We start from the raw sequence: 22000 nt of genomic DNA, 5'->3' as shown, positions 1-22000 counted from the left end.
ATGTTCACGCCAATTCCTCCGCTCGCCCGTTAGCCTGCAAGTATCTCTCTACTGCGTTTGAGTATAATACCAAGCTCTTCACCTATACACCTCGTCATGGCTGCCGATGTCGAGCAGCAAGATCTCGCGCTCTGTGATCTGAAGCGTAAGTGTAATGCGATAGCTGTAAATAAGGCTGACGGCCTGTAGGCCCTGAAGCTTGCCCGTAAGCGCATGCAGTCGCAGGCCGGGTGCAAACGGATCGACGCGCAGTTTTTCCAGCGTCTCAGCCAGACGTGGCTTCAAGTCCGGATGTCTGGCGAGGAACTTGCGGGCGCGGCGGTCGAAGGTGGCCGTCGTCGTTAGCGTCCAGCTCATTCGTCGCTGGATTCCAGATGGTTCAGGAGCGCCTCGACGCTGTCATGCCTGCTGAGGCGGCCGGCCTTTGCATCTTCGAGCGATGCCTTGATGCGCCCCAGAGCAGCCTCTTCCTGGGCTTCGAGCAATTCCTCATAGCCTTCTGCCGTCAGCACAACGTACTCGGGACGGTTGTTGCGAATGATATGTACCGGCCCCCGGGCAAGGGCCTCGTCAACGGCAGCGATGCCGCGGCGCTTGATTTCCTGTGCGGGGACGCTGTTCATGACTCAATTAAGTACTGGAATAGGTGCAAAGTAAAGTACTTTTTAGCGCTTTTACTTATTAGGGGTATAGGTGGGGCCCGGCATTTTGTGAATATGGCCCCTCACGCCGCAAGGATCTCACTCAGCTCTGTAAGAATCTGATCGAGCCCGTCGCCGAACAGCTGATGCAGTCGGCCAAGGCCTCCATGCTGCGAGAACGGAGCATACTCGAAGTCGTCGGCATCAATGCTCAGATTCGCTGCAATATGATCGCGGATCATCGTCAGCCATTGACGCTGCTCGTCGGTGAAGCTGCGTCCGCCCCTTTGCTGTTGGGTCATCCATGCCTCGAAGTTTGCATGCACGCGATCGGGAAAGGGAATGAGCTCTGCATCTTCATGCATGGCAAAACGTACCAGCGAGACAAGGTCGGTTAAGATACGCCGTCCGCTTGCTCCTTTTACCTTTGACGACTCAAGCGCAGCATAGGCATTCCAGAGCTGCGATTCATTCCATAGATACGGAGGACGCTCGATGGCCTCGGCCAGTTCTTTGACGGCAGCAAAGGTTAGCCGGTGGCGGTAGGGCCGACTGAATAGGATCTGCAGGGCCGTAATCTCGTCCTTGTGCTCTTTAATAAAAAGCTCGAACGACTGCACCGTTGCCCGAGCACGATCAACAGACGTCGCCGAGAACGACGACTCAAGCACCTGATCCTTGCTCACCGTATCGATGATGATTTCGTTCTTCTTTTTGATAGCATCGAGCGTTTCGCGCGTCTTCGGATTATGAAGCGGCCCGATGGCTTCCTGAATCATCCTCTGACGGGCTGCTGTAATGGCCTCGTCTGGCACAGGCCCCGTCTCCATATGCAGATCGGCCCGTGCCTGTGCTATATGACGATCGGGATCAAGGGCGGCGATGATGTTATGGCTGATGTCTTTCACGCCAAGACCGCCGGTAACTTCGCGAATGCGCTCATCATCGTCGGCGCTCAGGCGATGTTCCATGCGAGCAAGACGGCCGGCAAGGGAGGTAAGCACGTCGCCGTCCGTATTGCCAAAGACGACGGCCTGCATGAGCCGTTCCAAGCTTACCGTCGGCTTCTGTTCCATGGGGCGGGAGTCGGTCATATCCCGTTCGCAGACGCCGACGGCATCGACGATAACGAAGTGGTCTTTCGCGCCGGCATCGGGCGTTATACTCAGCAAGTCGTCAGATTTGATCACGCGCACGCCGCGGCCCTTCATCTGCTCGAAGAAGGAGCGCGACTTCACGGCGCGCATGAACATGACGATCTCAACGGCCTTGATATCGGTGCCCGTCGCGATCATATCAACCGTAACGGCGATGCGCGGCATGGGGCTTGTGCGAAACTCGTTGATCAGATCCTTCGGCTTTTCTCCCGAAGTGCGATAGGTAATCTTCTTGCAGAATTCGTTGCTGCCCTTATCGCCAAACTCCTCTCGAACGATTTCGACGATGTTCTCTGCATGGTTGTCGTCCTTCGCGAAGATCAGCGTCTTCGGCACCCACGTGCGTCCCGGATAAATCTCTGTAAACAGCTTCTCACGAAAGGTGCGGATGATCGTGCGGATCTGGTCGGGCGTGGTGACGCTGCGATCCAGCTGATTCGGATCATAGCTGAAGTCCTCGTCCAGCTCCTGCCAGCGCTTGTTGCGCGTCTCACGCTCAAGGATCTGTACCGAGTAGCCGGCCTCCACTTTAGAGCCGGCCTCGCTGATAGCCGTGCGGATGCGATAGACGTCATAGTTCACGTTCACGCCGTCGGCGACGGCCATCTCATGGTTATACTCCATGACAAGATTCTGATTGAAGAAGCCGAAGGTCTGCTTGCTCGGCGTTGCCGTCAGCCCGATCAGGTAAGCGTCGAAGTATTCGAGCACCTGCGCCCAGAGGTTATAGATCGAACGATGGCATTCGTCGGTAACGATGATATCAAACGCCTCGATCGGTATATTCGGATTATACTCGATGGGCTCGGCCTGTTTGAACAGAGAACCGAGTCCCTCGAGCGATTGATCGTCCATATCGTCGGGCAGATCCTTTCCCTTCAAGATCGAGTACATGCGCTGGATGGTGCAGATGCAGACCCGGGCCGTCTGGTCGATCACATTCGATTGCAGTTTCTGAACGATATACTCTTCGGTGAACTTGAAGTTGTTATACGGCGAATCGTACTGCTGGAATTCCTTGAGCGTCTGATCACCCAGATTGCCGCGGTCGACGAGAAAAAGCACACGCCGCGCTCCGGCGAATTTAATAAGTCTGTAGATAAACGAGATCGACGTGAAGGTTTTTCCTGAGCCCGTTGCCATCTGAATCAGAGCACGGGGACGATTCTCTTTCAGCGACGTTTCGAGATTCTGGATGGCCTTGATCTGCGCCGGCCAGAGGCCTTCGGTCTTGAGCTCGGGCATCTCTTGCAGTCGGGAAAGAAACGTGGCGTGTCGTCCATAGGGCAGCCGCTGCTCGCCCATCGATTCAGAGCTTGCAGGCGCATCAAGCAGCTCCGCCAGATGCTCGGCGCGATGAAAGGCCGACACAGCCCGAGAACGCGGCTGCGGATCAAGGCCGTTTGTGAAGCGCGTCTCTGTTCCCGTCGACTGATAGGCAAAGGGCAGGGGATCACTGACACGAGGAAGCCCGGCCGGCAATCCCTTCGTATACTTCTGCGCCTGGATCTCAACGCCTGTCAGCGTTACGCCTTCGCGCTTCGCTTCAATAACGCCGGCTGCCTTTCCATCGACATAGAGCAGATAGTCGGCAAAGCCATGGCCGGGTAGAGGAAACTCCCGGATCGCCACGCCGCGAGCCGCATGGATGTTCGTATCCTTCACATCGCATACATGCCAGCCAGCCGCTATGAGCAATGCATCGATCGTTTCGCGGGCCTGATCCTCTGGTGTCGGTGGCATTCCTTCGCTCTACCTCGTGCTCAGAATACACCCGGACGGGGACATACTCTCATGGTGTGTATTTCTATAAGAATATACAGAATGTCAAGAAGGAACTTGACGTTAGCGAAGGTTGGCCTCCCACGCTATGTCGATTCTATCGACAGGTCAAGCCTCTCATGTCGATATTTCTCCATTTTATCGACACGTTCTCGCGCCCCCTCTTACCCCCATAACATTCGCTCTGCCTGCCCGAGCAGGTAGCACAGCACATGAGCCGGCACGCGTAAGAATCGCGTCGCCTGGCCGGGTAGCTCCGTTACACCGAAATCGGTCTCTTGCTTCGTAATCAGATAGGCCGTTTCCAGCCTCTCTGCCGCACTGTATATGGCAAGGCCGCTTTTCGCTTCGATGTTTGCCTTCTCGCGATACTTCACCTCGAAGGCCAGATGATAGGCCGGACTCTTCACAATGATATCGACCTCTTTTTCGGTCAGGGCATCGCGCCAGTAGACGATCTGCGGAGTATCGCGGTAATAATAGGCATAGAGGTGGCGCAGGACGGTCGTCTCGGCGATCATGCCCATCTCATCGGGGCGCAGCAGGGTCTGCTCGCCGCGCAGAAGAACGGCGTTGCGCAATCCGGCGTCGACAAGATAGTATTTGTTGCGAGCTCGCAAAATCTTCTTTCCGCTCAGACCGGCCGGCGGCAGGCAATAAAGCAGATTGGCGGATCGCAGCAGCTCAAGATAGTTAGCCACCGTGGCCGCCGACGTTCCGAGGTCGCGGGCAAGCGTGTTATGAGCGAGGATGTTGCCCGTGTGCAGGCATACATACAGAAAGAGCCGCTCCAGGTCGTTCACGTTCCGCACGCCGAACAGCGACGTCATGTCTCGCTTGAGTACACGCTCCACGACGTCTTCTCGTAGAAGACGCTGGCTGAATGAGATGTCTTCCTGTCGCGCCGTTTCGGGAAATCCGCCGGTTAACAGATAGCGATCAAACAGCGGAAGAAGCGGACGCAGCTGCGAGGCGATCCGCAGCAGATCGGCTCCGCTCATCGTAAAGAGATCGGTTGGCAGAATCGTTTCATCTATGGCAGGAACGGCCTCACTCCGTATATGAATGAATTCGTAGAACGACAGCGTTGGAACGGGGATCGTTAACCATCGCCCCGTTCCGCTTTCGGCGAGCTGGTCTTTCTGGACGACGCTGGCTGATCCGGTGGCGACGATGCGGTAGTCGGGCTGATGGTCGACAAGAAGCTTCACCTCCGTCTGCCAGTCGGCGGCATATTGAACCTCGTCAAGCAGAAGCAGAGCCGGACGCCCCACCGCATGGATGTGGGCATGATAGAGGGCGAGGATCTTGCGCAGCGAGAGCAGCTTCAAGACCGGATGATCAAGGCTGAGATAAAGGACGGACCTTGCCTCGCTTCCGTCGTCGATGGCCTGTCGGGCCAGTTGTTGCAGCACCGTTGTCTTGCCGACACGCCTCGGTCCGGAAAGCAGGATGGCCCGGCGCAGATCGTTCTTCTCCAGATAAGAACGCGTCGCATGAAAGGCCAGCCTCCTGAAGGCCGGCACGGCGACATCGGGCTGCGTCCACCAGGGGTTGAATCCGTTGAGAACTTGCAGAATCTCCTCTAAGTCGAATAGATCCCTCATGATACTTACAGAATATCATATTGTTTATATTTTTGCAATCTATAATTTATATATATCTGAAATTTATCGTTTTCTGTCCGTTCGTTAGAGTCTTTTCCTGATCGCTGCCTGAAAGGAAGCTGCCCGACCCTGAAGCCGATACTCCGCCCTACAAATCCCTCTGCTTCGGATTCTGCTTGTGATAGTTCTTCAGCATCTTCCCGAAGGCCTTATCCTTCTTGCGCTTCTCGGCAACGGTGGACTGAAAATGCGAGCGCTCTCTTTCGAGTTTCAGATAGTTCTCGTACGAGGCACGATCGATCTGCCCCTGTTCCACGGCCTCGATGACGGCGCATCCGGCTTCGACCGTGTGTGTGCAGTCGGCGAAGCGGCAGTGAACGGAAAGCTCGGCGATGCGGTCGAAGGTCGCCTCGACGCCGCCCGTTGCATCGGCGAGTCCCACCTCGCGCATGCCGGGGTTATCAATGAGCATGCCTCCTGTCGACAGAACGATCAGCTCTCTATGCGTGGTGACGTGGCGGCCTTTATGCGTGCTTTCGCTGATGTCGCCGGTCTTCTGAATGGCTCCGCCGGTCAGCGTGTTGATCAGGCTTGACTTACCGACGCCCGATGATCCGAGCATACAGTAGGTCTTACCGTATTCGATGTGCTTGCGAAGCTCGTCGCAGCCTTCGTGTGTAACGTTGCTGACGGTCAGTATCGGAACGTCATGGATGCGGCCTTCGATCGCAGATCTCAGCTCGGCGAGACGCTCTGCATCGATCAAATCGGTCTTCGTCAGGACGATGATGGGATTCACCTTTGAGGCATGACAGATGCTGAGATACCGCTCCAGACGGTTAACGTTAAAATCCCGATCGACGGCCTGTACGAGAAAGGCGAAATCCACGTTTGTGGCGATGATCTGAATCTCACCGAACTGACCGACGGCCTGCCTCTGCAGAATTGAGGATCGGGGCAGGATGCTGTGAATGATGGCAAAGTCCGTATCGTAGACGGTGACGAGAACCCAGTCTCCAACGGCGGGAAAATCCGCGCGACCGGTAGCGGCGAAGCGCATGTGTCCGGTTATCTCTGCTTCGACCTCGCCGCCGCCCGTCGCCACGATATAGCGCTCTTTGTGTTCTGCGATAATCCGGCCGGGTTCCGTCGCCGAACGATCTTGCATAAGGCCGTGCTCACGGTCGTAAGCCTGGCGACGCTCTTCTAACCGTTCGCTGTATCCGAGGTCTTCGAGTTTCATGGGTGTAGATTGTCGGGGGCGCTCACCCTTTCAAGCGGAATGCTTTCAGCAACTGACGTCGGATGCATATCACCGCTTATCCGCGCAGCTTCTTCAACTCCTCGAGAGACTCTTCGATATCGTCTTCAATCTGTCCGATGCGCTGGATCACCAGTTTCAAAAGAGAATAGTGAAAGATCGGATTCACCCTGGCGATCTTGAGAAACATAGGCTCGTCTAAATAGCCGAGCTTCGCATGTTTCGAGGTGACGACGATCGTCGCCGAGCGAGGCATCTTGTTTAAAATGGCCATCTCGCCGAAGAAATCTCCGGGATGCAAACGGTTCAGTTCATGCGTATCGCCTTCGATGCGGCGAAGCACGGCAAGCTCGCCTTCGGCGACGAAGAACATCTTTCCGTCCGAGGCGTCGTCCTGGGCGAAGACGACGTCTTTCTCTTTGTAGAGCATGACGGGCAGGTTATTTACATATTCGAATACGTTCAGCGACATGCGGTTATACGATTCCTTTCTTCAGCTTCTCGTTGCGCAGCTCTTCGCGCACGGCCTGTAGTTTATCTTCGGCGATAAGCAGGCGCGAAACGGCATGGCGCAGCAGATAAAAAAGGAATTCGGGGCTTGATCCGGCGAGTTTGAGCAACATGGGTTTGTCGATGATGGCGAGCTTCGCCGACTCGCTGACGACTTTCGCCGTCGCCAGTCGCGGCTTAGACTGAATCAGGGCCATCTCTCCGAAGAAGTTACCCGGCTTGATGCGGTTGATCTCCCTTGGCTGTCCGTCGCGAATCTTGTAGATGCTGATCTCTCCCTTGAAAACGAAGTACATCTCATCCGTCGACTCGGCGCCTTCTTTAAAAATGATCGTGCCGCCGGGAATATCCCGCGCCGTAATCCTCTGCACGATCTCAATCACCTTAGGAGACATGCTGCAACTGTAAGGACGGCGTCATCGCTGGCAATCGAAGTTTGCGAGGCGGTACGCAGTAAAGGAAGAGGTATTGCGATATTATAGGTCTTCAGTGGGATTTTCTACTGAACCGGCGTATAGTGGTATTATGCATCGAAATCTGGAGACGGGCAAGTCGAGCGTGCGTCGTGATAGCCTTCATTCCTCATGCACGAAGCGCAGCAGGCGCCGCGCCTTTGTCGATGACGGATCAAGGGCCACGATCTTTTCGGCGATGATCGTCGCCGCCGGCGAGCCGAGCCTGCGATAGCAGACCATGAGATTGATGAGATTGCGTACGTCGTCGGGGCGTCGTATATGCACGCGTTCGCCCGTCTGCACGGCTTTTTCGAGATCTTTGCGGCGCTTTGCAAGCTTGCGCTGCAGATACGACAGCCAGTACAGCGATTCGGTGTCGACGGGATTCTCGTCGACGGCCGCTTCAAGCAGCGAGATAGCCTTATCGTATTCGGCGATTTCTATGAATTTCAGGGCCTTGTTTCGGTTGTATGCGCTGTCGGTTTTCGCGTCGTGCCGGCTCGTATTGCCGGCGAAAGCGATTCGCAGAAGCGACAGGTCGTCGGTTAACTCACCGCTATCCCTGATAGAACGGATGATGTCGGCGAGATTGCCATCACCTTTTTCAACATGTCGCAGAAACAGATCCTGATCGGTGTTGATGCCCTCGGTGAGCATGATATCGTCCCGGCCGTCCGTGCCGAGGATGAGCACGTCGCCCGGTTCGAGCGGTTGAACGAGCACCGAGAAGCTTTCGCGCACGATGTCGATGCCGAATTTAAAGAACATCGGATCAGCGTCGACGAAGGAGGCCTGTGCCCTTCGATAGAGAACCGTGCGCGGATGCTCGGCGTTGAAGCTGTAGAGGATGCCGCGCTCATCGATGAGGCCGATCGAAGCCGAGAGAAGCATGCTGCCGTCGAATGTACAGAAAACGTCCTGGATTTCGCGATAGGCCTCTTTCAGCCAGAGTTCGGGCGGCAGATTGCGGAATTCGTCGGTGTTCTGCGTGCGAGCGAGCAGGGCGCGAAAAACGGTGCCGATGACGAGAGCGCCGCCCGCTCCCTGGATGGATTTTCCCATGGCATCGGCATTGATATAAACGATATACGGATGACTCTGTAAATGAATACGCTCGGCGATGGAGATGTCGCCGCCGATCTCGGACTGTCGGCGGTTAAACGTGAAGGCCTTTTTCTGTCTTGTGAGCACCTGCACGTCAATCCGTTCTGACCTTACGTCGGTGCGCGCCAGTGGACTGATCAATAGCGACGTGAGAAAATAATCTCCGTCCTGTTTCTCTTTCAGCGTCTGCACCTCTTTCAGTGTGAGCTGCAGCTCTTCGGTGCGGGTTTCGACCTTGCGTTCGAGATTCTGGTTGAGATCTTCAACCTCCGTGTGCAGGCGCACGAAGCGGTTGGCGAGAATCAGGGCAAGATTGACCACAAAGATAAAGAAGGCATAGGTGCCGATGCGCGCGACGTTAATGTACCCGAACGTCGAGAGTGAATCGACGACCATCGCTGCCATGAGAACGATCAGGCCCGTCATCATAATAATGGCGTCTCGGTTCTTTTGAAAGGCATGATAACCGAGCAGGGCGACGATCTGTAGCATGGCAAGAGGAGCGGCGCCAAGCAGATAGAAAGTCTTATTTACCGATGACCAGAAAAGCGGATCAGGCGATACAAGATAGGTGATGATACACGCCGCTGCGATGCCGATGGCCACGGTTCCGCCTGTGTTCAGTATGAGTTTTGCCCGGCTGTTCTGCACGGTAAAATAGGCTCGAAAGAAAAGATAGAAGAGCGGAACGAGCGTCATAAGAGCGATATACTCGATCCTCTTCAATATGAAGAAGGAGTCAAAGAGATCGTATTTGATCTGTGTGCGTAGAAACTGATAGAGTACAAGCGCCAGTGCAAATAGAGCGAAGAAGAGATTCTCGCGGTCCCTCCGACGGTTCACGAACAGAAAGAGAAAGTAAGCTCCGACGGTGGCGTATACGGTTAACAGGAAAAGCTGCGTGAAATTGAGCCTGTCGTGCTCTTTGAGAAGAAGCTCGGCCGGTCCGATACGGGTACGTTCGTTGATCATGCCCCATCGCGCCGATAACGAGAATCCGCTTACATGAACGACGATGACGTTTGTGCCCTGGCGCAGAACATCGCCGTTAAACAGATAAAGCCTCGTTCGATCGTATGCTTGGGCCTCTGCGTTCTGGAAATCTCCCGTCGAGCCGACGGGAACGCCGTTAATGAATGCGCGATCCCTGTCGTCGATCTCGCTTAAATTGACGGCCATGGGCTGGTCGGGGGCTTTTTCGAGGTCGAATACGCGGCAGTAGGTGACGGTGCCGCTCTGGCCGACGACGGCGCCCGGCAGGGATCGACCCGTCGTTTCTACGTGCCACCGCTCGTCACTGCACGGTTTTTTTCCCTCAGCGAGCTCTTTTTCTATCATCTGCGGATCGATGAGCCCATCGGCAAGGCGCCAGTAGGGTTCGGAGTGGAGGTCGTATCCTGTAGCAAGACGATCCGCTGTTACAGACTCGGCGCGAAGAGGAAGGGTAATCAGTGCAAGCAGCAGAACCAACGGTCGCGCGAATCGCATGCAGACATTCTCAAAAGCGTCGTTTCAAAGGGAAGTCAGTTTCGTGGCGGACCGGCCCTTTTCAGGAGTGCTACGGTCGCTTCAGCGCGATTGTTTCTGAACGAAAATTCCACATCCTTAAAACGATTATCAGAGGTCTTTGAATGGTAAGTCCTTCTCAAACAGGCAGGTAACTGAGACCTCTATTTTCTTTATTCCGTTTGACAGAGCGCTTCGAAATACCCCACTGTCGTATCTCTGCTATTCTTAAGGGGCTCTTCATGCGTAACAATGTTCCGGTTACGAATCACCAGTTTGAAATCCCCGGCAATGTGATCCTGGTTAGCCGCACCGACGCGAAAGGACGTATCCTTTATGCGAACGACGCTTTTGTGGACGTTTCCGGATTTGAACGCGAAGAGCTTGTCGGTCAGGCTCATAATATCGTCAGACATCCCGACGTTCCACCCGAAGTCTTTCGCGATCTCTGGAGCAGTCTACAGGCCGGGCGACCCTGGTCGGGCATCGTTAAGAATCGCCGCAAAGACGGCGACCATTACTGGGTGAGGGCGAACGTGAACGCCATCCGCGGTGGGGGGTATCATTCCGTTCGCTTCGCGGCGACGGCCGAAGAGATCGCCGATGCCGAACGCCTCTATGAACGCCTGAAAACCGACTCCGCTGTCGCTCTCGAAGGTGGCCATTTGCAACGTAAAGGTGGCTGGGCGGCGCTTCGCCGTCGGCTGGAGCGCATTACGCTTCGCCAGCGCTTCCTCACATTTATTCTGTTATCCACTGCTCTTTTCAGCTATGTTTTCGGATACGCCTGGATCGGCCTGCTGGCCTCTCGCGATGCGATGCATTCTCTCTACGAAACGCAGATGAAGACGGCCGGTATGATTACCGAGATCGTGTCGTTGCAGCATCAGACTGATAACGAAGTGCTGCTTGCCTACCAGCATTCTCCCGATGCGGCGACGAAAGAACTGCATACGCATCCGGTGTCTTTTCATCTGGACCGCATCGATTCTTTTCTGAAAGAGATCGACGCACGCTGGAAAACCTACGATGCGATGCAGCACGATGCCGACGAAATTGCTCTTGCGAGGGAATATCGAGCGAAAGAGGCGGTGTGGCGAAAGACGGTCCTTGCGACGATGGCAGGTCCGCGTGAGAATCGTTATCCCTCTGACTTGCTCGGCGTTTTTCTAAAAGAAGGTCGCCGACAATCCGACGATCTGATGCAGGCTGCCGACCGTCTGGCTCAATTTCAGGAATCGACGGCTGAGGCGCATTTTGCGGCGGCTGAGGGACGCTATAACACGGTCCTTGTAACGTTCAGCGCCGTATTGCTCCTGCTTGTATGTGTGATGCTGCCGATCGGCTTTTCCATAGGCAGCAAATTCTTTCGCGTAACACGGGAGGCGATGGATGTTGCCCGACGCATCGCCGACGGCGATATTGAGAAAGGCATAGTGGTTCGCGGCCAGGATGAGTTCGCCGATTTAATGACGTCGCTTGAGATGATGCGCAACAATCTGATGGAGCTTCTTGGCGAGCTGCGTATTGAGATGAACCAGCTGCGTATCGACGGCTTTGAAGAGGATCAATCACGCGGGCACTTTGATTTTCATTCGATGATCTCTGCGAATACGGAGCTTCGCAGTCGCATACGATCGCTGCTTCATCAAACGCAGGATACTGTCGTTCGTCTTAAAGAAGAGGCCCTTGCTCTCGACGAGTCCGCCGAACGCAGTCTGAAGCGATCGGTTGTGCAGCAGGAATCGACGACGACGATGGCTGCCTCTGTGGAAGAGCTGTTATCTTCCATCGAACACGCCAGCGATCGAGCAGATAAGGCCAGACAGACCGTGCACAGCTCCGTAAACCGTCTTGAAATCGGCGAGACGACGATTCAGACGCTGCTTGACGAGGTGCGACGCATCTCATCGGCCGTTTCGGATTCGGCTGAAATCATCAGACAGCTTGATGCGGAGGCCGTTCGCGTCGCCGAGATCCTTTCGCTTGTGAGCGAGATCACCGATCGCACCAATCTGCTCGCCTTGAACGCCGCTATCGAGGCCGCGCGTGCGGGCGACTATGGACGCGGTTTTGCCGTCGTCGCCGATGAGGTGACCAAGCTGGCGACGCGCACAAGCCAGGCGACGGTACAGATTCATGAAATGGTCGGACGTATGCAAAAGGGTGCGAAGAACGCCGCCTCAAGCATGGACGCGACCGTAAACCTCGCCGTGAACGGAAGCGGCCTGGCCGAACAGGCGAATCGCGAGCTCAGCTTTATACGCGATGCAAACATGGTTATCGTCGGCGCCGTGGCCAATATAGAAAAGGTGCTCAAAGAGCAGGAATCCAGCGCCGGCAGCATCTCGGGGCTTGTTTCGGGTGTTGCAGAAAGCTCCGACCGGATGATCGGCGACGCCCATCATACAAGCAAGGCGGCCATCAACCTGGGCACGATCGCCGAATCGCTACAGGAACTTGTCTCGCAGTTCGAGATCCGTGATCGGATAACGCGCAAATCGAGCTGACCGGGCGCGCGGGTGTTGCGACCCTATCTCAATTCTGATTTTTTTTGCGATTTTGCTTGTATCGTTTAAGTGGCATGCTACTCTTTTCATGCAGGATGAATCCTGCCGCCATCATCCGGGCTGCTCTGAATCGCCTGATGGCGCGGGTCTGTTCCACAGATCGATCCTTTCAGGCCAGATGCGGCGTCTGACCGTCGGGCCCGGTGCCGCTCATAAGGTGGCGATTATGTTTACCCTTCACAGACAGGGGGGAGCGGCGCTTCTTGTAACGGCGACTCTCCTGCTGGCCTCTTCCCTTCAGGCCACAAACGGAATGCTGATGACATCCTATGGTACCCGCTATATGGGCATGGGCGGTGCGACGCTTGCCATCGGCGGGTCGGTGATGGACCTTGAATCGAACCCTTCGAACTTAACCCGACTTGACGATGCGATCTTTGAGGCCGGCCTCAGCCTGATGGCGCCTCAGTTAACCTACAGAGATAAGTTTTATCCGGGAAATGCCGACCTCAGCTATAACAACTCGGTGCGAAGCGAACCGTCGCTATTTCCGTTACCGTATATCGGTTACGCCGCTCCGATCAATGATCGCATGGCGTGGGGGGTGAGTTTCTACGCTCAGGGCGGTATGGGTGCCGAATTTGACGGTATTCTGCGCACGACGCCGAACGGTGGCACGCTGAATCAGCTCTTTCAGGGGCTTGCCGGCGATCCGACGTTAACCCTTCCATTGATCGGTGATCTGCGTCAGATTCGTGAGCGTACGTATTCGAACCTGGCCTTCGTGAAGACGACGTTTGGCTTCAGCTATCAGCTGACGAACGCCCTTCATGTCGGTGTGGGCGTCGATGTCGGGGCCGCGCAGATGAAGTGGGAGTGGACGTTTAAAGATCCGGGAGGCTTCATGACGATGCCCGGTGCCGGCTATCGCTACGAAAGCGATACGGCGTATGGTATGGCGGGCAAAGTGGGCCTTGTTTACGAAATCACCGAAAACTGGGCAGCGTCCTACGCATATACGGGTCGCACCAATCTGCGCTTCGACGGTAAGATGAGCGTCAATGAAGGCGATCCGCGGTATTTCTTGAAGCCCACTGTTTCGATGAATATGGGTTATCCGGATAAACACGGCGTCGGCGTCGCCTACGATAATAAAAAGGGACTGATCGTAGGCCTGACCTATTCTCGAATCAACTGGGCCTCCGTCATGAATACGATTGAGTTCGATCTTTCCGCTCCGTATGTGACGATGCCGGGCGGCCTGGTCACGAATCGACTCGCCTTCAACATGAAATGGAGAGACCAGAACGTCTATGCCGTCGGCGTCGAATACCGGCCCGACACGGTCGCCTATCGTATCGGGTATAACTACGGAACGAATCCTGTGACTTCGGCGGGCGTGAATCCGCTTTTCCCGGCGATTACGACGCATCATGCGTCTCTGGGCCTGGGACTGCGCTTCGATCGCCTTGATGTCGACTTTGCCGTCGAGCATGCCTTCCTCTCGACGGTAAAAGGCGATACGATGTCGGATTGGACCGTTCTGCATGCCCTCTATTCTTTCGATGCGAACGGCATCAAGAACCCCTATATGAATTACGAAGTATCCATGCAACAGACGATATTCTCGATCGGGATCAAACACCGGAGCGAATGAAATACCGAAGGTGAAGGGTCGGCCGCCCTGCGGGGCGGCCATTTTTTCGGTTACGGATGGGAATCTATCGTTTCAATCGGAGGCAGCGAGTGATTGCGGCTGAGCATGGCCGAGAATTCTTCGAAGGCTACGGCAGGACTGAAAAGAAATCCCTGCATTCGATCCACACCCATGAAATACATGGTCTGTCGTTCCTCTTCGTTTTCGATGCATTCGGCGACGATATTCAGATTCAATAAAAGCGCCAGCGAGACGATCGTATGCGTGATCACGGCGGCTTTGGAGTCGACCATCGTCTTCTTAACGAACGATCCGTCGATTTTCAAAACGTCAATAGGCAGATCTGAAAGATAACGCAGCGAAGAGTTACCCGTACCGAAATCATCAAGAGCGATGCGCACGCCGATCTTTTTGATCGGCGCAAGCAATCCCGCCGGATTGCCCTGAAGCGCTATGCCCGTTTCGGTCACTTCAAACTCAAGTCTGGACGGATCAATGCCGGCGCTCCGGATTTTCTGTAGAGCCTGCGCTGGAAAGTGCGGGTCGATGAGCTGCACTGTGGAAACGTTCACGGCGATAAATTCAAGGGCCTGGCCTTTCACGTTCAGAGCCTTCAGATCAGAGAGCACGCGATCCAGAACCCAGAGGCCGATCTCGCGTATAACGCCGCTTTTCTCGGCGACAGGAATAAAGACTGCGGGCGAGATCTCGCCCAGTTCGGGGCTTGTCCATCGTAGCAACGCCTCGGCGCCGATAATATGGCCGTCCGTAATATGCAGGATGGGCTGATAAAACAGTCGGAATTCATCGCGCAGCAGAGCGCTCTGTAAAGCCGCTTCGACGGCAAGACGATGCCGGATCGTTTCGTGCTGTACTTCTTTCCAGTAACGAAAGAGTCCTTTTCCGTTTTCTTTGGCCACAAACATCGCATCGGTGGCATTGCGGACCAGATCGGCCGGCGTTGTCCCGTCTTCGGGGTATACGGCGATGCCGCCGCTGATGGAAAGACGAACCGTCGCAGATGCTGTTTGAATGGCTTTGAGCAATCGATTCGTGACAGGCAGGATATCCTCTGCTGACCCGATCCCTGGCAGAACGGCGATGAATTCGTCGCCGCCGAAGCGGGCGACCGTGTCGCTGAGACGCAGAGAGTCAAGAATGGCCTTGCCGGTATGCTTGAGTAATTCGTCGCCTTCATGATAACCCAGTGAGGCGTTCACGTGCTTGAAATCGTCGATGTCGATGAAGAGAACGGCCAGCCGCTTTTTATCGCGTTGTGCATGCCGTATTTCGAGATCCAGCTCTTCATAGAGAAGTCGATGATTGGCTAAACCTGTCAGCGAATCATGCAGGGCCATGTGCCGCACTCTATTAATGGCATGCTGCCTCTGCCTGACGATGCGCTCCATCGTGCGCTGGCTATCGCGAAGATGACCCACGCCCAGACCGATCAGAATCTGAACGAGAAAATCGATGAGAACGCTGCTGTAGAAGAGCTCGCCGGTGATTTCGGGCAGATAGACGACGATGAAAATGGTGTTGATCGCGCCGATCAACGTGCCGGCAAGAATGCCGTAGCGTTTTCCACCGAGCGACAGGACGGCGTTAGGAAGAAAAGAGAGCAGAATCAGTGCCGTGCCGAATCGATGAAAAGCGACGACAAACCCGCCGATATACAGGGCCGTGAAAAGCAGGCCAAGGCTGAGTAACCTTCGTCGCTGGTACAGCCGCATCAGCAGGCGAAGCAGACGTCTTCGAATTCCGGCCATCTTAAAGATAAGAGAGGAAAAAGCTGCGACAGAACAAGGACTTTTTTTGAATCTCTCGTTTATTGCTTCTTTTCTCGCAGGTTTCGCGCGAGATTATCCTCCCGCTACTCTACTTCGTCGCGAACGATCTGTCGTCCGGGCCCCATGAGAAAGATCTGATACCCGGCGCGAAGCGAAAACGATGCGTCGGGCGCGAAGACCATCTGTCCATCCGGATATTTTACGGCGATGACGGTGAAGCCTTCCTGTCGGAACTCCGTCTGGCGAAGCGGTTTATTGCAGAAGGGATCGTCTGGCGATACCGTATGCATCTTCATTTCGAAGTCATAGTGCGCACGGTCGGTAACGACGGAGAGAAAGTCGTCGACTTCGGGATTCAAGAAGGCCCGCGCAATCTGCACTCCGCCGGCGTTATACGGCGAAACGACCTTGTTGGCTCCGGCCTGTATCATTTTAGAGCGACTGGATTCAAGGGCGATACGCGTGTGAATAAAAAGCGAAGGGTTGAGACTGCGTGCGGAGAGCACGACGAATAAGTTGTCGGCATCGGTGGGCAGCACGGCGGCCAGGCCTTTCGCCTTCTGAATGCCGGCCTCAAGCAGCGATTCTTCAAGCAGGGCGTCTTTAATAAGAATGGGCCAGCGAACCTTGTGTTCGGTAACGATGGAGTGCGGATTCTGCTCGATAAAAATGAACGGAATGCCGGCCTTCTCAAGCTCCAGCCCGATTGCAAAGGCCATGCGACCGCCGCCGCATATAATGTAATGGTCTTTCATTCTCGCGATCTTCCTGTTGATCCCAAGTTGATTCATCATTTCGGCGAAGCGATGATCCAGCAATCCCTGGGCAAGGGCGTTCAGAGCTGTGGCATAAAAGATTACGCCGCCAATAAGCAGGATTATCGTAAATATGCGTCCGCCCTCAGAGAGCGGATGGGTTTCGCCGAAGCCGACGGTGGTCAGCGTGATCACCGTCATATAGAGCGAATCGAGATAGGTCCATCCTTCGATCGCTCTGTAGCCCAGCGTGCCGCCCAGCAGGAGCACGCTCAGAAAGAGTACCGGCCTGTCGATCTGATGCAGCAGGTCATGCCATTCTGAGCCGGAGCGTCTCATTCGACTCCAGCTCATCGGTTGGCTACGGGCTGGCAAGAGTTTTGTCAGCGATCGAACATGCGCTGTAGCCTGAAATCCACGCCTCTGGCGCGGGCCACAAGCACGTCTTCCTGCGTTGCCGGTACGGCATAAAGCATGCGTATCGGATAACGATCATCGTGCAGAGGAGCTGTCGGAATCACGGGCCAGCCGGCATCCGCCGCATGCGCGCTGATCAAGAAATCGCATACGGACTCCGTGCGCCCGCTTTCGTAGATGTGGCCGTGGTCGAAGAAGCGTCCGGTCTTCCAGGGGTAGGCGGCGATGCGACCGAGCAGGGAAACGGCGAAATCGGGCGCTCCGGGAAAAAACGTGAGTATCTCGCTATGCAGTATCTCGTCGGGGTTCTCATGATACATCTCGATGCCGGGTTGCGGCTGTCGTCCCATACCGAGAGTGACAAGAACGGTGCTGCTCTGGTCGCCTGTTGAGGTCGGTCGTTTCAGATCGAGCGGTACGTCGTTAAACTGCACGATGCCGAGCAGAGGGATCTTCTGATCGACGGCGAAATACTGCGAATGCCTGCCGAGAAACGACTCGTAGTAGGCAAGCATGCGATCCCTGTACTCTTCCCAGTCGCCCTTTCGCGTGCGTCGGTTCCAGAACTCTCTGTTCTCTTCAAGCCTCGTATGGAAACCCGAGTCGCCCGGAGGAAGCGGAATGGTCGAGGCCTCATAGCCGCGGGCCTCGCGCGCATAACCCTGAACGAAATCGTGTCCGGCCCAGGGAGGCAAGACTGCCTCCACCTCTCCGTTTACGTAGAGCGTGACGCCCGTTCCATCGGGAAACCAGATCAGGTCAAGCTCGTCGGATTGCAGAGCGGGGGAGCCTCCGGCGTGATTGCAGCTGTCGGCCTTCATGAGCGGAGCCATGCCGCGTACCGGCGCATCATCCGCTTCGGTCGGAGCGGGCAGGAGGTTGCGTACCCAGACGGCAGAGGGCTGGATAACCGACCCCTCGGCCGGAACTCTGTAGAGATAGACGGTGCGTCCGTCGTCTTCGACGAAGGCGCCGGCGTTTCCATACGGGTTTTCTTCTTCGATCAGGATATGGCTCATGAAATTACAGATGTGGTTCAAATTCGGTGCGAAGACGTTCTATCGGGGCAGCTCCGCTCAGACGGTGCACCTCTCGCCCGTTCTTGAACAGAATGAGAGTCGGTATGGAACTGATACCGAAGCGCTGCGACAGTTCGGGTTTTTCATCGGTGTTGATCTTGATCACCGTTACCCGTCCCTTCCACTGACGTGCCAGCTCTTTTACGACAGGCGCAAGCATGTGGCAGGGGCCGCACCACTCAGCCCAGAAATCGACGAGAACGGGCAGCTGATTCTGTGCAATCAGATCGTCAAAACGTGCGGGTAACTTGTCCATATCGATATTCCGAAGGCATATTCAGTAAAAGGTATTCAAAGAATGACCGTCGCAGGCATTCATCGACTCACCCACCAGGCGCTCTTGAATCTGCCCCGTATCGTTAACATGGGGCTATTGCACGAATGTCGCATCAATTCTCCTGCTTGAAATCGCGAATACGATCACGGATACGAGCCGCGTCTTCGTAGTTCTCGTTTTCGAGAGCTCTCTGAAGCTGCTCCTGCAGGCGTTCGAGGTCGGTGCGATCTTCTACCTGATTCTCGTCGCTTATGATCGGTTTCTCGCCCGTCTCTGCGGCCTCGCCTTCTTCGCCTATAATCACGGCAGCGTCGCGATAGACCTTCTCGTGCATGAAGATCGGGCAGCCTGACCGGATGGCCAGAGCGACGGAATCGGATGGACGTGCGTCGATCTCAAGAATGCGATCCTCATGCTGGATGACGATGCGCGCATAGAAAATATTCCCGATAATATCGTTGATGACGACATGAAGCAGGCGGGCTTCCATCTGCTTGAAGATGTTGATCATCAGGTCATGCGTATTCGGGCGCGGAGGAGTAATTCCGTCAAGGGCGCTGGAAATCGAATAGGTCTCCAGCGGACCGATAAAGATAGGCACCACCTTCGGCGAGGTCGAGCCCACAGGCTTGAAAAAGAGAGCAAAGCCAACGTTTGTGATGGATACGTCGGCGATGTTGACTTCCATCAGGTCGTCCGGCATCATATAGATGCAAGGATTTCAGGGAATGCTCATTCGGCAAGTAATCTACAGCTTTACTGAGCGGATGCGGTTGCCGGCGATCAGGGCTGCCAGCCTGACAGCCGGATCAGCCGTCGCACAGACGGTCCCTTTGAATTCAGGTGTATCTCAAGCTCCAGCGGAAAAAGGGCCATGTCGACCTTTTCGTCGGCGATGTCGTTGGTTCGAACAAAATGTAACAGCTGTGTGCCGAAGTAGTCGAAGCACCAGATACCGTCGTCGTCGACGCGAAACCCCTCCAGCTCCCCCTCCACGGCAATTAGCTGCCGGCGTGGATCGCTCAGCCGATAATGACAGACTCCGGCTTTCTTTTCATTCAATTCGTCAATGGCAGATTTGCGCACGCGCAATCCGGGCGTGATCTTAGAATGAAAGTAGAGATGATGCGAAAAATCCGTCCAGGTCACGACCGGCCTCTGCGGAGCGGGCACCTCATACACGTCTCCAGGCTTGAATGTGCATTTTCCGTTGGAGAAAAGATCGCAGGCATACACGGGCTCCTCAGAGCATGCAACGAGTAGCAGAGCGCATAGAACGACCGATAGAGCAATCAGGGTGCGACGGGGATTCATGCCTGACTGACGATGAGACGCAGATCGTTGAAGGCAACGAGAATTTCAGGACTTCGAAAAAAGTCCGGAGTGTGCAGCCACGGGCGATACGACATCTTTTCGAAATAATAGAGGCTTTCGCCGTAGATGCCGCCATAGAGATAGATGCGGTGAAAATCCTCTTCAAGGGCTGTGCGTACCGCACCATAGATGTGAACGTAGCCGGGATCGAGCTCTACAAGCAGGCGACCGTTCTTCTGATGTCGCACTTCCAGTGCCAGGCAGCGGCGGCGTAAATCGACAAGCTCTTCGCGGGCGATAGGCCGCTCGAAGCTGATAACGCGAAATTTGCGATAGTCATGACCGCCGTAAAGCGACGGTACCGGAAGAAGCGGATCGGGATTCGTCTCAAAATCGATCTTACCGAACTCCGCTGCGAGCTTCTTTTTCATGTCGTGGTAATGCTCGTCTTCGTCAAAGGCGACGGCGATATAAAAGCGCGCCGCCGGAGGTTCTTTGAGAGGAGCTTTCCATTTCGCCGACATGCTTCGAAAGACTGCCTGCAAATCTGCGGTCAAATACAATTTGACATCCTGTCGCCTGTGTCTCTTCTTCCGTTATGACCGATGCGCGACCCGGAGAAATAGACTTCATCACGGCAAAACAGCAGATCGAGGCCGAGATCGAACGCTTTATGGCGGGCAGAGCAGGCCTTGAGATTCCGCGCATCGTATTCGAGAAAGGCGAGCTGAAGGTCACCTTCGCTCCGCCGATCATGGATAGAGAGCATATCGTCGACGCCCTCCTGCTTCTCAAGAGCTGCATTGAGAACCTTCGCGTGCACACGATGGAGGCGTCGTTTGCCGTCTTCCAGTCGATGGGATCGAATCTCTATGAGACGAAGTATTTCAGTCAGGGCATCAAATTCAAGTTCATCGATATTGGTTATCCGCGCGTCGAGATCTCGCGTCCCGGCAATCTCGTCCAGGAAGAGATCCAGGCCATTGTCGGCCTTTTCAAGCTCTTTCATCCGGCTGTGGCGAAGGTGAATCCTACCGCCGTGCTTTCGAAGCTCGGTGCAAGCGTTTATGGATTGCCCGGCGATGAAGAACGCACGGCGCTCACCGAAACATGGGATTCGATCGGCGGCTACGAAAAGACGAAGCAGGAGGTGCAGGAGACCATCCTCATGCCGCTGCAGCATCCCGAGGTCTTTCACGAGGTCTCCCGTCTTTCGCGCGGAGCATCGGCAGGACTGCCGCGCGCCATCCTCTTCGAGGGACCGCCCGGCGTCGGTAAAACGACGATGGCGCGTATCCTGGCGAAAGAGGCCGGTCTGCCGCTTGTCTATGTTCCCGTTGAGAACATTCTGTCGAAGTACTACGGCGAATCGGCGCAGAACATGGCCGCCATCTTCGACGCCTGCGAGGTCTTCGAACGAGCCATCCTCTTTCTTGACGAGATCGATTCGCTGGCCGGTTCGCGCGAAGAGGGACTGATCGAGGCGACGCGCAGGGTGTTATCCGTTCTGCTGCGTAAGATTGACGGCTTTGAGCGTAAAAACGGCATTCTCACGATCGGGGCGACCAATCGCGCCATGGATCTTGATCGGGCTCTGCTGTCGCGTTTTGATACGATCCTTCGCTTCCCCATGCCCGATGCAAAAGAACGCGAGGCGATTTTCAGGCAGTATGTGCATCATCTGAACGACGCCGAACTGAAGGGCCTGTCAGAACTCGGCGAAGGATTATCGGGGCGCAACATCCGCGACATCTGTCAGATGGCTGAGCGGCGCTGGGCCCGGCATCTTGTACTTGAGAAGGCCGCGGCGTCGGCGCCTCCGGCCTCTACGTACCTCGAACTCGTGCGCGAAAAGATCCGCGACATCGAATGGCTTCAGCTGCATTCGTGAGAGACCGCACGCTGTCGCAGAGTCCTCTCAGATCCCCCGAGGGAAAAATCTTGCGAGAATGCGAAAAAATATGAATCAAATCGGCTCATCTGCCACCTTAAAGGCTACGGAGGGGCCGCTTGAAAACACTTCCTCAGTTGCCACAGGAAATCGTCACCGTTCTCGGAGAAACGGCTTCGATAAAATTGTTTGACTATCTCGTCCATCTTCATTCTCTTCAGGAAGAGAGTCTTACCTCTATGTCTGTAGAGAGATTTGAAAGCAGATTAACGCAGGAAGTCTCCGGA

Annotated in this window: 18 protein-coding genes and 1 pseudogene; 4 read left to right on the top strand and 15 right to left on the bottom strand. The window is 55.2% G+C overall.

Translation table 11 applies throughout. The annotated features are described in order from the left end of the window. Positions 1–78: 78 nt before the first annotated feature. From LEPIL_RS00965 to LEPIL_RS00930, 8 genes are all read right to left on the bottom strand, one after another. Complete coding sequence (locus LEPIL_RS00965; protein WP_002769058.1) at positions 79–357, bottom strand: type II toxin-antitoxin system RelE/ParE family toxin; 279 nt, start codon at positions 355–357, stop codon at positions 79–81. Next, on the bottom strand, positions 354–623 hold the full coding sequence (locus LEPIL_RS00960) for a type II toxin-antitoxin system Phd/YefM family antitoxin (RefSeq protein ID WP_002769056.1): 270 nt from the start codon (positions 621–623) through the stop codon (positions 354–356). The genes LEPIL_RS00965 and LEPIL_RS00960 overlap by 4 nt, the downstream gene beginning before the upstream one ends. A gap of 101 nt (positions 624–724) precedes the next feature. Beyond that, complete coding sequence (locus LEPIL_RS00955) at positions 725–3541, bottom strand: type I restriction endonuclease subunit R (RefSeq protein ID WP_002769055.1); 2817 nt, start codon at positions 3539–3541, stop codon at positions 725–727. Positions 3542–3744: 203 nt separating this feature from the next. Further along, complete coding sequence (locus tag LEPIL_RS00950) at positions 3745–5187, bottom strand: ATP-binding protein (protein WP_002769052.1); 1443 nt, start codon at positions 5185–5187, stop codon at positions 3745–3747. Between the two features lie 148 nt (positions 5188–5335). Beyond that, on the bottom strand, positions 5336–6430 hold the full coding sequence (rsgA, locus tag LEPIL_RS00945) for a ribosome small subunit-dependent GTPase A (protein WP_002769050.1): 1095 nt from the start codon (positions 6428–6430) through the stop codon (positions 5336–5338). Between the two features lie 76 nt (positions 6431–6506). After that, positions 6507–6920 (bottom strand): cyclic nucleotide-binding domain-containing protein, encoded by a 414-nt coding sequence (locus tag LEPIL_RS00940; RefSeq protein WP_002769046.1) that lies wholly within the window; start codon positions 6918–6920, stop codon positions 6507–6509. Between the two features lie 4 nt (positions 6921–6924). Further along, positions 6925–7353: a Crp/Fnr family transcriptional regulator gene (locus LEPIL_RS00935; RefSeq protein ID WP_002769042.1), complete on the bottom strand. Its 429-nt coding sequence runs from the start codon at positions 7351–7353 to the stop codon at positions 6925–6927. Between the two features lie 180 nt (positions 7354–7533). Then, positions 7534–10005, bottom strand: coding sequence for a SpoIIE family protein phosphatase (locus LEPIL_RS00930; RefSeq protein WP_002769040.1), 2472 nt, complete (start codon positions 10003–10005; stop codon positions 7534–7536). A gap of 260 nt (positions 10006–10265) precedes the next feature. Between LEPIL_RS00930 and LEPIL_RS00925 the strand changes: the two genes are divergently transcribed. Together LEPIL_RS00925 and LEPIL_RS00920 are read left to right on the top strand one after the other, a co-directional pair. After that, complete coding sequence (locus LEPIL_RS00925) at positions 10266–12533, top strand: methyl-accepting chemotaxis protein (RefSeq protein WP_002769038.1); 2268 nt, start codon at positions 10266–10268, stop codon at positions 12531–12533. A gap of 88 nt (positions 12534–12621) precedes the next feature. Beyond that, positions 12622–14190: an OmpP1/FadL family transporter gene (locus tag LEPIL_RS00920; protein WP_143464638.1), complete on the top strand. Its 1569-nt coding sequence runs from the start codon at positions 12622–12624 to the stop codon at positions 14188–14190. A 50-nt stretch (positions 14191–14240) separates the two neighbouring features. Here the strand turns inward: LEPIL_RS00920 and LEPIL_RS00915 are convergent, their stop codons facing one another. The 7 genes from LEPIL_RS00915 to LEPIL_RS00885 all read right to left on the bottom strand — a co-directional run bounded on the left by LEPIL_RS00915 (position 14241) and on the right by LEPIL_RS00885 (position 20346). Further along, positions 14241–15959: a putative bifunctional diguanylate cyclase/phosphodiesterase gene (locus LEPIL_RS00915; protein ID WP_002769034.1), complete on the bottom strand. Its 1719-nt coding sequence runs from the start codon at positions 15957–15959 to the stop codon at positions 14241–14243. 104 nt (positions 15960–16063) lie between these two features. Then, positions 16064–17074, bottom strand: a complete 1011-nt coding sequence (locus tag LEPIL_RS00910; protein WP_002769032.1) for a potassium channel family protein — start codon at positions 17072–17074, stop codon at positions 16064–16066. A gap of 44 nt (positions 17075–17118) precedes the next feature. After that, a complete protein-coding gene (locus tag LEPIL_RS00905; RefSeq protein WP_002769030.1) occupies positions 17119–18171 on the bottom strand; it encodes a suppressor of fused domain protein in 1053 nt (350 codons plus the stop codon). A 4-nt stretch (positions 18172–18175) separates the two neighbouring features. Beyond that, positions 18176–18487, bottom strand: coding sequence for a thioredoxin (gene trxA / locus LEPIL_RS00900; RefSeq protein ID WP_002769028.1), 312 nt, complete (start codon positions 18485–18487; stop codon positions 18176–18178). A gap of 133 nt (positions 18488–18620) precedes the next feature. Next, complete coding sequence (locus LEPIL_RS00895; RefSeq protein WP_002769027.1) at positions 18621–19214, bottom strand: bifunctional nuclease family protein; 594 nt, start codon at positions 19212–19214, stop codon at positions 18621–18623. Between the two features lie 77 nt (positions 19215–19291). After that, complete coding sequence (locus LEPIL_RS00890; protein WP_002769026.1) at positions 19292–19822, bottom strand: hypothetical protein; 531 nt, start codon at positions 19820–19822, stop codon at positions 19292–19294. Continuing rightward, the gene (locus LEPIL_RS00885) at positions 19819–20346 is read right to left on the bottom strand and encodes a DUF4416 family protein (RefSeq protein ID WP_002769025.1); all 528 of its coding nucleotides are present in this window, start codon (positions 20344–20346) and stop codon (positions 19819–19821) included. The genes LEPIL_RS00890 and LEPIL_RS00885 overlap by 4 nt, the downstream gene beginning before the upstream one ends. A 74-nt stretch (positions 20347–20420) precedes the next feature. Here LEPIL_RS00885 and LEPIL_RS00880 point away from each other — a divergent pair, with 74 nt between their 5' ends. Together LEPIL_RS00880 and LEPIL_RS24150 are read left to right on the top strand one after the other, a co-directional pair. After that, positions 20421–21713 (top strand): AAA family ATPase, encoded by a 1293-nt coding sequence (locus tag LEPIL_RS00880; RefSeq protein ID WP_002769023.1) that lies wholly within the window; start codon positions 20421–20423, stop codon positions 21711–21713. A 119-nt stretch (positions 21714–21832) separates the two neighbouring features. Continuing rightward, positions 21833–21979 (top strand): annotated as a pseudogene (locus LEPIL_RS24150) (hypothetical protein); the annotation flags it as partial. Positions 21980–22000 lie beyond the last annotated feature (21 nt).

It is taken from the genome of Leptonema illini DSM 21528 (assembly GCF_000243335.1).
In the GTDB taxonomy this organism is placed as follows: Bacteria; Spirochaetota; Leptospiria; order Leptospirales; family Leptonemataceae; genus Leptonema; species Leptonema illini.
The sequence above is the reverse complement of the archived record's forward strand: the minus strand, read 5'-3'. Positions and strand labels throughout refer to the sequence as shown.